The organism is Bacteroides sp. 11BF (genome assembly GCF_019633765.1).
GTDB lineage: Bacteria > Bacteroidota > Bacteroidia > Bacteroidales > Bacteroidaceae > Bacteroides > Bacteroides hominis.
Genome location: NZ_JAFKPJ010000007.1, coordinates 170919 through 185690, shown reverse-complemented (window position 1 = coordinate 185690; position 14772 = coordinate 170919). Strand labels below are relative to the sequence as shown.

General features: G+C 41.8%; 11 protein-coding genes. 6 read left to right on the top strand and 5 right to left on the bottom strand.

Going from position 1 to position 14772, the window contains the following annotated elements:
* The first annotated feature begins 3 nt into the window (after positions 1 to 3).
* Together JZY04_RS09545 and mtgA are read left to right on the top strand one after the other, a co-directional pair.
* Positions 4 to 678, top strand: coding sequence for an OmpA family protein (locus JZY04_RS09545; RefSeq protein ID WP_005776708.1), 675 nt, complete (start codon positions 4 to 6; stop codon positions 676 to 678).
* A 128-nt stretch (positions 679 to 806) separates the two neighbouring features.
* Positions 807 to 1553, top strand: a complete 747-nt coding sequence (gene mtgA / locus JZY04_RS09540) for a monofunctional biosynthetic peptidoglycan transglycosylase (protein WP_005776707.1) — start codon at positions 807 to 809, stop codon at positions 1551 to 1553.
* Positions 1554 to 1729: 176 nt separating this feature from the next.
* Here mtgA and JZY04_RS09535 read toward each other — a convergent pair whose 3' ends face one another.
* The 4 genes from JZY04_RS09535 to JZY04_RS09520 form a co-directional block, all read right to left on the bottom strand.
* Complete coding sequence (locus JZY04_RS09535) at positions 1730 to 3619, bottom strand: SusD/RagB family nutrient-binding outer membrane lipoprotein (RefSeq protein ID WP_181996294.1); 1890 nt, start codon at positions 3617 to 3619, stop codon at positions 1730 to 1732.
* A gap of 21 nt (positions 3620 to 3640) precedes the next feature.
* A complete protein-coding gene (locus JZY04_RS09530) occupies positions 3641 to 7018 on the bottom strand; it encodes a SusC/RagA family TonB-linked outer membrane protein (RefSeq protein ID WP_022012210.1) in 3378 nt (1125 codons plus the stop codon).
* Between the two features lie 769 nt (positions 7019 to 7787).
* On the bottom strand, positions 7788 to 9563 hold the full coding sequence (locus JZY04_RS09525) for a pyruvate carboxylase subunit B (protein WP_022012211.1): 1776 nt from the start codon (positions 9561 to 9563) through the stop codon (positions 7788 to 7790).
* Positions 9564 to 9814: 251 nt separating this feature from the next.
* On the bottom strand, positions 9815 to 10318 hold the full coding sequence (locus JZY04_RS09520; protein WP_005776700.1) for an RNA polymerase sigma factor: 504 nt from the start codon (positions 10316 to 10318) through the stop codon (positions 9815 to 9817).
* A 290-nt stretch (positions 10319 to 10608) separates the two neighbouring features.
* Between JZY04_RS09520 and JZY04_RS09515 the strand changes: the two genes are divergently transcribed.
* From JZY04_RS09515 to JZY04_RS09505, 3 genes are all read left to right on the top strand, one after another.
* Positions 10609 to 11169: a LemA family protein gene (locus JZY04_RS09515; protein WP_005776699.1), complete on the top strand. Its 561-nt coding sequence runs from the start codon at positions 10609 to 10611 to the stop codon at positions 11167 to 11169.
* 21 nt (positions 11170 to 11190) lie between these two features.
* Entirely contained in the window at positions 11191 to 12159 is a 969-nt protein-coding gene (locus tag JZY04_RS09510; protein WP_032531373.1) for a M48 family metallopeptidase, read from the top strand.
* Positions 12160 to 12420: 261 nt separating this feature from the next.
* The gene (locus tag JZY04_RS09505) at positions 12421 to 12915 is read left to right on the top strand and encodes a DUF4251 domain-containing protein (RefSeq protein ID WP_122141961.1); all 495 of its coding nucleotides are present in this window, start codon (positions 12421 to 12423) and stop codon (positions 12913 to 12915) included.
* A gap of 13 nt (positions 12916 to 12928) precedes the next feature.
* Here the strand turns inward: JZY04_RS09505 and JZY04_RS09500 are convergent, their stop codons facing one another.
* The gene (locus JZY04_RS09500; protein WP_005776695.1) at positions 12929 to 13555 is read right to left on the bottom strand and encodes a trimeric intracellular cation channel family protein; all 627 of its coding nucleotides are present in this window, start codon (positions 13553 to 13555) and stop codon (positions 12929 to 12931) included.
* Positions 13556 to 13639: 84 nt separating this feature from the next.
* Here JZY04_RS09500 and wecB point away from each other — a divergent pair, with 84 nt between their 5' ends.
* Positions 13640 to 14725, top strand: coding sequence for a non-hydrolyzing UDP-N-acetylglucosamine 2-epimerase (gene wecB / locus JZY04_RS09495; protein WP_181996292.1), 1086 nt, complete (start codon positions 13640 to 13642; stop codon positions 14723 to 14725).
* Positions 14726 to 14772 lie beyond the last annotated feature (47 nt).

Sequence of the window (14772 nt, the reverse complement as noted above, 5' to 3'; positions counted from 1 at the left end):
ATTATGAAGAAGATTAAATTTATGGCTTTGTTTCTGAGCATGGCCCTCGTTTTCGGAAGTTGTGGAAGCATGAACAATACAGCTAAAGGCGGTGTCATCGGAGGTGGTTCGGGAGCTGCTTTGGGAGCTATCATCGGTGGTATTGCCGGTAAAGGAAAAGGTGCAGCCATAGGTGCGGCAGTAGGTACTGCCGTAGGTGCCGGAGCAGGTGTGTTGATTGGTCGTAAAATGGACAAAAAAGCTGCCGAAGCTGCAAAAATTAAAGATGCGCAAGTGGAACAGGTTACTGATAACAACGGACTGGCTGCTGTAAAAGTAACTTTCCCGTCAGGAATACTTTTTGCATTCAATTCTTCCGCACTGAGCGCAGCATCCAAACAATCTTTAGCTGAATTTGCCAATATTCTGAAAGAAGATCCAACAGTCGACGTAGCCATTATCGGTCATACAGACAAAGTAGGTACTTATGAAGCGAATCAAAAAGTATCTTCCAACCGTGCATATGCAGTAGAAAATTACCTTCAGTCTTGTGGTGTTAAACCTTATCAATTCAAAAAGGTAGAAGGTGTAGGCTATTCGCAGTACAACGAAGCTGAAACACCTGAACAAAACCGTCGTGTAGAAATATTCATGTACGCCAGTGAGCAAATGATTAAAAACGCTGAGGCTGGTAAATAATAATTTCATAACGCACCCATAGGTGTTTTATGCCATGTGCCAATATACTGATTAATCCTGAATGATGGAGGATATATAAAATCGGTACATTGGCACATTCGTATACCGAACCAACAATATCACACACAATGAAACTCCGGAAACCCTTTCGCATCCTGCGCAACCTGATCCTCTTCTTCTTTATCTCCTCGATCGGTGCAGTCATTTTCTATCGATTCGTACCGGTATATGTCACTCCGTTAATGATTATCCGTTCTGTTCAGCAACTCACTTCCGGAGAAAAAGTGATATGCAAACATACATGGGTACCATTTAATAAAATCTCTCCCAGCCTGCCAATGGCTGTGATTGCTTCCGAAGACAATCGCTTCGCTTCACACAACGGATTCGATATGATAGAAATCAAGAAAGCGATGAAAGAAAACGAAACCCGGAAAAAGAAACGGGGCGCCAGTACCATCAGCCAGCAAACTGCAAAAAACGTTTTTCTTTGGCCTCAATCTTCATGGATAAGAAAAGGATTCGAAGTATATTTTACGTTTCTGATCGAAAGATGCTGGTCGAAAGAACGGATTATGGAAGTCTACCTAAACTCCATCGAAATGGGTAAAGGCATTTATGGCGCACAGGCAACAGCTAAATATAAGTTCAAAACTACAGCAGCCAAACTCACCAGGGGACAATGTGCCCTAATTGCAGCTACTTTACCCAACCCAATACGATTTGATTCGGCACGCCCTTCACCTTATATCAAACGACGTCAGGGACAAATTCTGCGTCTGATGAATCTGGTTCCGAAATTCCCTTCTGCCGATAAGAAAAAAGAGCAAGGAAAAGATACGAAAAGCCCTCAAAATAAGAAAAAGAAAAAATAACAACTTTAAAATTAAAAGACGATTAATTTGATCACAGGAACATTGTTCAATAATAGCTCAAAAGTCTCAGATCATGTATACGGAGAAAAAACTCCTTAAAATAAAATAATATAAGAATAATAAAGAAGGCTGCCTCTGTGAATAGAAGCAGCCTCAGATTTATGTGAAACAGGAAATTACTGTTGAGGTCCCGTACCAAAAGCCGGTGCCTCTTTATCATACCAAACACGTTCTTTGCTCAACGTTACAGGCGAATTACTCATTTCGCCCTCATACGTATATCCCTGTGCTTGATAAGCTGCAATCGTAATGTCACGGAGCAAATCAGAATCAAGAGGTTTGCTTACCGGGAAGCGTCGTGGAATTACGTACTGGTCGCCCAATAACGGATCGAAATCCTGATATGGTAACAAGGTACTATTCTTCATCGGTACTCCCGAACGGCGAGCAGTAACAAACATATCCATCGGAAGCATCAGATAGTGAATATATTGCTGAATATAAACCTTCTCAAGATCTTTATTCAGATCACCGGTCAAGTGGTAAGCATCATGTGACAGCATTTCATCAATCATACCTTCCTTCAGACTGATTGTTTTATCATGTACATCGTTCGCATAGGTTTTATCATAGTAAGGAATATGATTCTTACCGGCAACAAAATCATAACCGCGGACAGACATTTCCACGCCTGCGTTCAAATACTGTTGTGCGGTCATCGGCAGATTGGCTCCTAACAATTTGAACTCCGCCAACAAAAGGTTTGTTTCACCCGCAGAGAAATACAAACCATACCATCCGTACTCTTCCTTATCCTGTACAGGAGCTACATCGGGCACATCGGGGAACGTGTAAATAAGCAAACCTTTAATATTTTCTGTATTCCGGTAAGCAATCGGAGTATAGGTCTTTTTCGCATCGTCTTTGCTCAGCAAATAGAACAACTCGTTGTTGGGATCGAAATAATCTTTATATTCATCCTTTTTATTGATATCCACCTGACAAGGAACTCCATAATAGCGTACCCAAGGCTCTCCGGGAGCCTTCCAGCTCTCAAAATGTTTCTTTCCGTCAGCATCGACCGTATAATTCACATTGGCCTCTACATAAAATGGTAAAGCTCTTTTCTGATCAAAGAAACCTTGAACTACATTAGAGTTATAATCATTCTTCTGGAAGAAATAGAACAGACGTGGGTCGCGATTGCTCACCATAAAATCGATCAACTGCTTGGTTCCTGCACCAACAGAAATATCATTGTTCCAGTTATTATCTCTCTTACCTTTATTGAAAACAAAATCATCATCAAGGGATAAAATAAGACCGGCCGGATTCTGGACAGCTTCATTCACAATGGCAATTGCACGGGCCTTGTCTTTATTAATCAGACGAGCAGCAATTCTAAGCTTCAATGAATTAGCCAGTTTGGCCCATTTGTCAAGCTTTCCTTTATAAATAAAATCCTGAGCACCAAGCACGTCCTGCGGATTTTTTTCTTTCAGATAGTTAATCGTTTCGTCAAGCTGTTTCAACCAAAGATCAAACAATTCTTCCTGCGTATCGTATTTCGGAGTCAGAGTCCCACCGTAGCGAGCCATTTCTGCTTCTGAGTACTGACGGGAACCATACATGTCCGAGTCTTCAAGTCCCAGATATACCAACATCGGGTTACATAGATAAGCAATATATTCATACTTTTCCTTCTCGTCATCCGGCATCAGACTGATCTGATACTTTATTTCATTGGTATAACGAAGCACTTCGTTGACCTGATAGCCACAGCCGGTTTGAGTTACCACATTCAACTTGCTGGAATTTCCACCTCCCGCTGCAGTTGCCTGCACCCAGGTAGACATTGCATCGAAGCCGGCAAACCACTGAAGATAATCGGCCGGTTGAAAACTCATGGCACATTGAGTAAATAAATAACGTACGTTAGGTTTAGAAACTGTAGAGGGATCGGTATTCTGCCCGGCAAACTCGTCTTTACAAGACGACATCAGGAACCCTGTACCTACAACAGTCATAGCTGCAAGATATAGATATTTTTTCATTATTTGTTTCATACTAAATATCACATTAAAGGTTTAGAAATCTAAATTAACAGTCATCATATAGTTAGCCGTATAAGGTTCATAACCACGGATACGGAACTCAGAAGCCGTATTACCACGGACACTCTCAGGATTCAGATGGTTAGGTAATGAATTATACAGATATCCCAGATTGCGTGCAGAGAAACTCAACCCCAATCCCTGAGCACCAAACTTACTTGCTACCGATTTCGGAAAGCGATACGACAATGTGATCTCACGCAACGCAATGTAATTCAACTCATGTACCCAAGTGTCGAATATTGTATTCTGTCCCCAAGCCGCACGATTCACATGATAAGTTCCGGCATGTGTGGGTTCCAGTTTTCCTTCTGCCACCAGCTGTTTATAGGACATACCACTTACATCCATTTTAGTTCCGTCTACAAGTGTTGCGAACGTACCGTTCTTAAATACTCCGTCAGGGATAACACCATCACCATAAGAGATACCTTTGCTATCGCCATACTGACTGGTCCAAGACAAGCCACCATGTTCAGGGTCACGCCATTTCAAAGAACTCTTGATCCATCCGGCCTGTGTGCCATACAAGTTAGAATAAGAAGCTACCAACCCGCCAAAACGCATATCAGTAGCAATATGCAAACTAAGGTTTTTCCAGGACAGCGTAGTAGATAAGGACCCTAAAAAGTCAGGAGTCATTTTACCCACTTCCTGTACTTTTCCGCTACGTGCTTCATAAGCCCCTCTCCAACTGTCGTCCCATTCCAACAGTGTTTCTCCTTTGTCATTTTTGGCAGGGAGAATGTCAGACATCAACAATCCGTAGTCACCACCTACTCTGGCAACCGAACCGATATGGTAATCGTAATCATTAGCATAACCGCTCAGCGCAATGTAATCGGCTACGTTTTCATGTAATGAGATAATAGTATTTTTATTCTTTGTATAAGTCATTGCGACATCCCACTGCCAGTCCTTGTTTTTATATGGGGTGGCGTTTACAGCAATCTCAATACCTTTATTCTGGATATTACCTGCATTTATCAACTGAGTGTTGACACCCGAAATAGCAGGAACTTCAATCGACATAATCTGATCCCTCGTATTTTCCTTATAATAGGTAACGTCAAAATTCAAACGGCTATCAAACAAACGCAAGTCCAAACCAATCTCCCAAGCATTCTTACGTTCCGGCTTCAACTTCAGACTCTTCATTGTTTTATCCAGAGTGTTCACATAGATATTGCCATCATACATTTCTTTGGTTCCAAAACCATATACCGAATTCACATAATAGGGATCAGTATCGTTACCGACCTGTGCCCACGACCCACGTACTTTGGCAAAAGTGATCCAACGCGGCAAATCAAATGTTTCATTAAGCAGCCATGAGCCGGATACTGATGGGTAGAAATAAGAATAAGTACCCATTCCGCTTTGATATACCAAAGAAGAAGACCAGTCATTACGCCCCGTTATATCTAAATAAACTTGATTTTTCCATCCCAGATTCAGGGCAAAAACAGCAGACATCATTCGCTTAGTATTCGAGATGCTGGCTTCCGACTTTTTAGGATTCTTTGAGTTATCGACAAACCACTGTCCCGGTACTACCATACCACCATCTGTATATACTTTGTATGCCTCCGAACGGCTCGTATAGTATTCGTACCGCGCAAAACCACCTACACTGAAATCTTTTATCTGCTTATTGACAGTAAATGTCCCGCCAAAAGTAGCTTGCTCTTTCGTAGTTTGCCCCATTGTGTACTTACCGCCTTCATTTGCATATCCACTACCCAACTGTTTTTCTTCAAATTTAGTATAATAGTAGTTCATATTAGCATCGGCCTTAAATCTCAACCAATCCAGAATCTGTACGTTCACTTCCATCTGGGGGCGAACCACGGTCTCTTTCTGAGAATAATCGTATTTGTCAATCATGAAAAACAGATCACGTCCAGGAACAGAACCATACTTATCACCATAGCTTGTAGATGCCAGTCCACCATGCTCACCCAGATATTTATCACGGAAATAATTCACATCCAGCATCGGAGTCATAATGGTGCCGTTCGGATTGACGAAACGTTCTCCCACCGTTCTCGGAGAGTTCTTCGGATTCGAATTAGTAAAACTCATAGCTGCCGAAACCTCCACCCGGTCACTGATCTTATGCGAACCTTTCAACAAAAACGAATAACGTTCGAATGTATTTTTTTCGCTGGTAGATCTTGCTTTTTTATAAGAAAGAGAGGTGTAATATGATGTTTTATCATTCCCACCGCGAATAGCCACATTCGTATTGGAGTTCAGTCCCAATTGATACAGGTCCAGCATATTGTCCTTATGAGGTGAATAGTTGGTCCAAGTACCGTCATAATTACGGATCGGCTGGCCATCATATTTAGGTCCCCACCCGTAACTACCCGCACCAATCAAGGTCCGGTCTCCTTTATCATCAAGTTTAAACTGAAAAGGATCCCATACAGAGCCATTGTTGTCCGTGTCTTTCCAACCAGGCATTACCCCTACTCCATATTCAGTCTGGATATCCGGTGTTCTGTAAGCATGATCGATACCAAATGTTTGAGATACGGAAACTCCGAAACCTTTAAATCCTTTACCCGATTTGGTAGTAATTACTACAGCTCCGTTCAGACCACGCGAACCATAAAGTGCAGTCGCAGCTGCACCTTTCAGTACCGAAACTGTTTCAAAGTCATCCGGATTTAAATTCTTCAATTCATTTCCATAATCATTTGCGTTATTGTTTCCGGCATCCCAGTCCATTGTTGTATTTCCGGAAGTCGAGTTATCAAGGATAACCCCATCAATGACATAAATAGGCTGGTTATTGCCTTTCAAGGTAGAGGCGCCACGAATCTGAATTTTTGTAGCTCCGAACATACCTCCATCCGACTGACGAATCTCGACACCGGCCACTTTTCCTTGTAAGGCAGCCACCGGAGAAATCGTATTGGCAGCTTTTAAATCGTCTCCTTTGACCTCGGTCACTGCATATCCCAAAGCTTTCTGTTCACGTTTCAAACCTAAAGCTGTCACTACAACCTCGTCCAATATCTGGGTATCTTCTTGAAGCACAACATTAATAACGGTTTTACCTTTTACGTTTACATCCTGTTTCTTCATACCGATATAAGAAAATTCCAAGACTCCTTCTACAGGAACATTAGATAAGGTGTAATTGCCATCAATATCTGTCACTGTACCATTTGATGAACCTTTAACAAGTACACTCCCTCCGATAATCGGTTCACCGGTTCCATCTTTTACAATTCCTTTCACTGTTATATTCTGCGCAAAAGCAGTAACAGATAAAAAAGACAGAACAAGCACGAACATTTTCTTCATCAATCTCACATTGATAATTTTCGAGTTATTCATTCATTTTTCTTTTTTAGTTAAACAATATGTGTTAATTTAGGTTATAATAAAGATTATAGTTCTCTTAGAACTTGGTTATTCTTGAAAAACGTAAATTATATACAATATTAACCTCTTTATTGCAGCGTAATTTTACATTTGTCAATGAGATTTAGTTGTATATTCTAAAATAAGGAGTTGCCAATCTTATTTTGCGGAGTAAATATAGATATAAAGTATCAAAATACAATAAATATACTATAATATTTTTAAATACTAATTTCTACTTTTTCCCCTTCGGCAATTAACAGCTACCAGAATCCCTATAGAAGTGCCTATAATGTATCCAAGAACTGAGTTCTAAGAGAACTTAGCTTATATGTTTTTCTACTCGCCCAAGATGGGTTTGAGATGTATATGTCATTTCTCAGATTAACTTCATCCATAAGGTTTGATCACTATTTACAAGTAAAAGTTCTATCCATACTTAAAAGCTTAGAAAAGATTCCTTATTTCTTTTTTGAATATAAAACCAATATTTATTTACTAACTACGAAAAACAATCAATAGATTTCTACCCAAACAGGATATTACAAATGTAATATCTAACCGAAATCAAATATTATAGCAAATATGACAGTCAAATATAGCTATCAGACTTTCTTTAATTGACCAGACAACCTACAGAAAATAGGCATCTAACTTGAGGAAAGGGCAAAAAAACAAGGACCGCCCCGGTTTACACTGGGAACGGTCCTTATCCATTCTATAACAATACAACTTTTAAACGTTATGCCGGTTCTTCACATCTTTCTACATAAGCCAATGCATCTCCCTTATTGACCAAAGCACCCTGTTTGGCACACACCTCAATGATACGTCCGCTAAAGTTGGCCAATACCCTGTCATAAGTATTCCACGGAGTGGCAATATAACAGAATACATCATCCGGCTCATACTTATGCCCTACTTCCGGAGGCATAGAAGGTGACTCCACATCAATTTCCCAAATGATTCTTCCTTTTTCCATCGCGGTTATTGGTTCCGCCTTGGCACGCTTCATTCTCTTCACGTCTTCTTCAGAAAAACCTTGTTTGACTAACGCCGCATCCTTAGCACGTTGCAAATCCTCTTCAAACCTTTTTTTAGCTACCCCCGACTTATAGTCACGATATTGCCTGTCATGCATAGCCAGTTCAAAAAGTTCTTCGTCGTCAGGTCCGAATTCCCATCCGTTCTCCAGCATTTCTTTCCGGTACTCTTCAAGCTGATCAGGGTAATTCTTCTGTGGATCTTCATCCGTAAACTCATATCCTTTTTCTTTTGCCAAAGCTATAATTTCGGGATCCAAAGGTCCGGGCAAACGTCCGCTTTTCCCCAGAATCATCCCCCAGGTATTATTATCTATCATACTCCAACGCTCCTCACCCTTCACATGTGCCATTACGTTCATCAATGCCACGTTCTTCACGTACTGGCTGAATGGAGTCACCAACGGAGGATAGCCCAACTTGGGCCACACATATTCTACTTCGTCGAATAGCATCACAAGCAGATCGTCAATGCTGAGCTCAGGTTGATTATTATTCCGAAGTATCATATTGATACCGGCATGTACTCCTTTCAGATCGGCCATCATAGACCCCATCATCCCACCCGGTAAACCACATTTTAACAATAATGAAGACATATGCTTGTTGGTCGGATCCATGAAATAGCCGAGGAAATCATCAATGAATTCCTGCGTCATGGCACGTGCTTTCATATATGCTTTCATGTTGATCTCAGGAACCCGGAAACCGGCATCTTTCAACATGGCCTGTACGGAGATCACATCCGGATGAACTTTACCCCAGGATATGGGTTCCATGGCTACGTCAATAATATCAGCACCATTCTCGCAAACTTCAAGAATGGAAGCCATTGATAATCCGGGACCACTATGCCCGTGATATTGAATCAAGACTTCAGGATGACGCTCTTTTATAGCTTTCGTCAATCGCCCCAACATGACAGGACGTCCTACTCCCGCCATATCTTTCAGGCAGATTTCAGGAGCACCGGCCTCAATCAGTTTGTCGGCAATGGCTGTGTAATACTCCACCGTATGTACCGGCGAGAAGGTAATACACAAAGTCGCTTGTGGAATCATTCCCCCCTCAAGCGCATAGTGTATAGAAGGAATAATATTCCTCACTTCATTCAATCCACAAAAAATACGGGTTATATCTACCCCTTGAGCATGCTTGACTTTATACATCAACCGACGGACATCGGCAGGAACAGGATACATCCGCAAACCGTTCAGTCCCCTGTCGAGCATGTGGGTTTGTATTCCGGCATCATTGAAAGGTTTAGTAAAAGCCCGTACTGCTTTGTTAGGATTTTCACCATAGAGCAGGTTGACTTGCTCAAAAGCTCCTCCATTGGTTTCCACACGGGCAAAACATCCCATTTCAATAATCAAAGGTGCAATTCGTACTAACTGGTCGACACGGGGTTGGTATTTACCGGACGACTGCCACATGTCCCGATATACGAGACTGAATTTAATTTCCTTTTTCATTGCCGTAAGTTATAAGTGATTTCACATTCATAGGTTAACTTGTCATTACAAATATACTGAGATATCTGACATAAAGACAAAAATTAGCCTTAAAAAGTTCCCATAAAAGATATGTTATATATCATATTGTCACAAAAACAAAGGAGCAAGGAGGGGGTCCCTCGCTTACTCCTTCTTTTGCACAACTAAAAATCTACACTAAATCAGTATCTAAAAATCAATCTTTCTAATTATAATCAGTATCACCTTAATTAAACGAAGTCCTTCAATTCCTGTTGCAGTCTCTGCCGGGTAAAAAAGATCCGGCTCTTAACCGTACCGAGTGGCAATTCTAATTTTTCAGCTATTTCACGATATTTAAATCCAGAAACATGCATTGAAAACGGTACTTTATATTCTTTAGGCAACGCATTTACTACACGGTGCATTTCTTTCAAGTCATAGGCTCCTTCGGTACTTTCAAATCCGGAGTCTTGCGGGAGATTCAGATGGAAGAGGTTGTCGGTTTGGTCTACATAAGTTTGGTCACGCACAACTTTGCGGTAATTATTAATAAAGATGTTGCGCATGATTGTATACATCCAGCCTTTAAAATTAGTATCCGGCATAAATTTATCTTCATTATCTAATGCTTTCAATGAAGTTTCTTGTAACAGGTCATTGGCTTCTTCGCGATTGGCTGTGAGTTTATAAGCAAAACGGAGTAACTCTTCTTGTACCCCTATCAGGTCTTTTCTAAAACTTAAACTTTTCATACGTTGCGGTTTTTAAGCGGTTAATATTTCGTTTCTTTCTCGATGATGCAAGTTTAAGGCTTATTTTAGATTTCAGTAGGGTAAATTTCACCAATCTTTGGGGTAAAAACTATCAAATGATAGTTTTTGGGTGCTATTTGACAGTTTTTGGGTGTTATTTCAGGAAAGTTTCAATACACTTTGAGAGGTTTGTTTGATAATTAATGTTTTTTATTATGCGCTTTTTGTAAATAGAGACTGAATCACATACCTTTGGATCAAGTTTAACAACGTTAAGAATCAAAAGAATTATGAACTTACTTATCATTTTGGGGATTGTAGTCATCCTCGCCATTATCATTGCTTCCATGTACAACTCGCTGGTAAAACTGAGAAACAACCGTGAAAATGCATTTGCCGACATTGATGTACAGTTAAAGCAACGTCACGACCTTATCCCACAATTGGTAGATACAGTAAAAGGATATGCAGCTCACGAAAAGGACACACTTGAACGCGTCATTCAGGCTCGCAACGGAGCTGTCAGTGCCCGAACAATCGATGAAAAGATTACAGCAGAGAATCAACTTAGTTCCGCCCTCGCGGGATTGAAAATCACCTTGGAAGCTTACCCCGATTTAAAGGCCAACCAAAACTTCCTCCAGTTGCAGGAAGAGATTTCGGACGTAGAAAACAAACTGGCTGCAGTACGCCGCTACTTTAACTCAGCTACCAAAGAACTGAACAATGCAGTACAGACATTCCCTTCCAACTTGATAGCCAACATGTTCGGCTTTCATAAAGAAATGATGTTCGATTTGGGTACTGAACAACGTGCCAATCTGGAAGAAGCCCCGAAAATCAAATTCTAATCCCCAGGAAAGTATATACACATGCAATACGTCGGAATACAGACACAACAGAGCCGGAATAACCTACGTTCCGGCATCTTACTGTTCCTTTTCCCTTGCCTGGTGGCAGTACTGACTTATTTGTTCAGCTACCTGCTCATCACTTTTACCGTGACAGATGATTACGGGCAATACGACACATTGGCAATGACCAATCAAATGTTTATTAATCTGATTCCTTATATTATAGGAGGCGTTCTGGTCTGGTTTATTATTGCCTACTTTGCCAATTCCAGTATTATCAAAGCCGCTACAGGGGCACGACCATTAGAACGTAAAGAGAATAAACGCATCTACAATTTAGTGGAGAATCTCTGTATGTCGCAAGGGATGAAAATGCCTAAAATCAACATAATCGATGACAATTCACTCAATGCGTATGCCAGCGGAATTAACGAACGTACTTATACGGTCACCTTATCAAAAGGAATCATCGAGAAACTCAATGACGAAGAACTTGAAGGGGTCATTGCACACGAGCTGACACATATCCGTAATCACGATGTCCGACTGCTGATTATCTCCATTGTATTCGTAGGCATCTTTTCGATGTTGGCACAAATAGCACTGCGCTCCGTTTATTACTCTTCGTGGACACGCAGCCGGAATGATAAAAACAATGGTGCCATCCTCATCTTGGTTTTAGCCATGATTGTAGCTGCCATCGGCTATTTCTTTGCCACGCTGATGCGCTTTGCCATCTCCCGCAAACGTGAATACATGGCCGATGCAGGAGCAGCAGAAATGACAAAGAACCCATTAGCTCTGGCCAGTGCTTTAAGAAAGATATCTGCAGATCCCGATATAGAAGCTGTGGAGCGCGAAGATGTAGCGCAGTTATTCATACAACATCCTGGCAAACAGGCTAAAAGCGCATTGAGCGGGCTAAGCGGGCTCTTCGCCACCCATCCGCCAATCGAAAAACGAATTGCCATTCTGGAACAGTTCTAACAGAAATATCCTCCCCATATAGACTCAAAAGTCTTCTTCGCCACAGGTTACACAGATTAAGCATTATGTAAACGACGATTTAAAATTCATTCTGTGTTAATCCGTGCAATCTGTGGTAAGTTTTGACATGCCCTCCTTTTTTATTCTTTGTGAAATCCCATCCGGTAAACACGAAATAATATTAAATCATTTGTCTGCTTTATACATTTTATCTTTTCCGACCGTTATCTTTATGTAAACATCCGAAAAACAACCATTGATATGAAAACAAGCAAATGTATCATCCTTCTGATGTTGCTCATCATCGGAACAGGAGTTTGCCCGCTTCAGGCCCAAAGCCGGAAAGAAAAGAAAGAGCAAAAAGAACAAACAGTAAAAGAGCTAATCGAATCGGAAAACTACCGGATTGACGTATCTACAGCATACCCACGCCGAGGGCATATGATTCCACTGACCTCAGTTTATTCTGTGATAGTTCGAAACGATTCGGTCTTTTCACAACTACCCTATTTCGGGCGTGCTTATTCTATTCCCTATGGAGGAGGGCAAGGACTGATGTTCAAGGCTTCGATTGACAAATATAATATGGTCATGGGCAAACGCGGAGCAGCAAAGATAAACTTCACCGCCAGAAACTCCGAAGATCAGTTCAAGTTTAGAATCACTATCTATTCCAATGGTTCGTCCAGCATAGATGTCGATATGCAGAATCGTGAATCGATCAGCTTCTCCGGTGATCTGATACTACCGGAATAAAATTAGTATAAGTCTACTCCCCTTTCAGGATAGGCAAACAGATCTGATATTTCACAGCCAATGCGCGTACCACAAAAATGCAACAGCCACTGATGACCTGTGTTAAAGCAGCATCAACACCCAGACGGTCGAGTCCCCAATAAATGACTCCGCCAATAACGCATGCCATGGCATAAATCTCTTTACGGAAAATCAACGGAATCTCGTTGATAAACACATCGCGGATTACGCCACCGGCTGCTCCGGTCATTGTGCCCATAATGATGGCCACCCAAAAGGCATAGCCCAAATCGATCGTTTTGCTGATACCAACTACCGTAAATAATGCAAGCCCAATGCTGTCGAAGATAAAAAACGTGTTGTGCATATGAATCAGATGCTTCCGGAAAAAGATAACCCACAGAAGGGCCAGCGCCGAACAGATAAGATAAATGGGATTCGTCATCCAGAACGGAGTAACGTCCAGCAATACGTCACGTATAGTACCACCGCCAATGGCAACAGCCACACCGGCTACATAAGCACCAAACCAGTCAAACTGTTTGGCAGATGCAAGACGAATGCCACTAATGGCAAAAGCAAATGTCCCGATAAACTCCAGAATCTGGATAAAGGTCGGAATCTGAAAGATTGTTGGCATATATCAAGTTTTTTGTGTGCAAAGAAACAAATAATTCCGCAAGAAAGTGTACATTTGTTCCTTGAAAATTGTAAGAATACGAAGATGAAGATAACGATTGTTGCCGGGGCTCGCCCTAACTTTATGAAAATCGCCCCTATCACCCGGGCTATCGATGCCGCTAAGGCACAAGGTAAACGCATTTCTTATCGCCTGGTTTACACAGGGATAGAGAATGACACCAGTCTGGATGCATCCTTATTTGCAGATCTGCATATGAAAGCTCCCAATGCCTATCTGGGCGTAAACGGCAATAACCCCACAGAACTTACTGCGGGAATAATGATCGCCTTCGAACGTGAACTGACAGAAAACCCTACGCATGTAGTTCTGGTAGTCGATGACCTCACTGCAACTATGAGTTGTGCGATCGTAGCCAAAAAACAAAATATAAAAGTGGCACATCTCGTAGCCGGCACCCGTTCGTTCGATATGTCCATGCCCAAAGAAGTCAATCGTATGATAACAGACGGACTTTCCGACTATCTGTTCACAGCCGGCATGGTGGCCAATCGTAACCTGAATCAGACAGGAACAGAAAATGAAACAGTCTACTATGTAGGCAACATCCTGATCGATACAATACGGTATAACCGCAACCGCCTGATAAAGCCAATATGGTTCTCTGTCCTGGGACTGAAAGAGCACGAGTACATCCTGCTGACCCTCAACCGCCATGTGCTGCTGAACAACAAAGAAAATCTGCGGAAATTGATAGAGACCTTACTTGAAAAGGCAAACGGCATGCCGATTGTGGCACCACTGCACACTTATGTACGCAATGCGATCAAAACTCTCGACATCACAGCTCCTAACCTGCACATCATGCCCACACAAAGCTACCTCTCTTTCGGGTATCTGATGAACCAGGCAAAAGCCATTATAACAGATTCAGGCAATGTGGCGGAAGAAGCGACCTTCCTGGGAATTCCCTGCATCACCCTCAACACCTATGCCGAGCATCCGGAAACCTGGCGCACAGGCACCAATGAACTGGTTGGTGAAGATCCGGCAGCATTGGCTGCCAGTATGGATAAACTGATGAACGGAGAATGGAAACAAGGCACTCTGCCCGAACGCTGGGACGGACGGACCGCAGAACGAATTGTACAAATATTATTGGGGGAATAATGCCGGATTCCCCCTCCTTACAGGACTCAAAAGATACACAAAAAAGG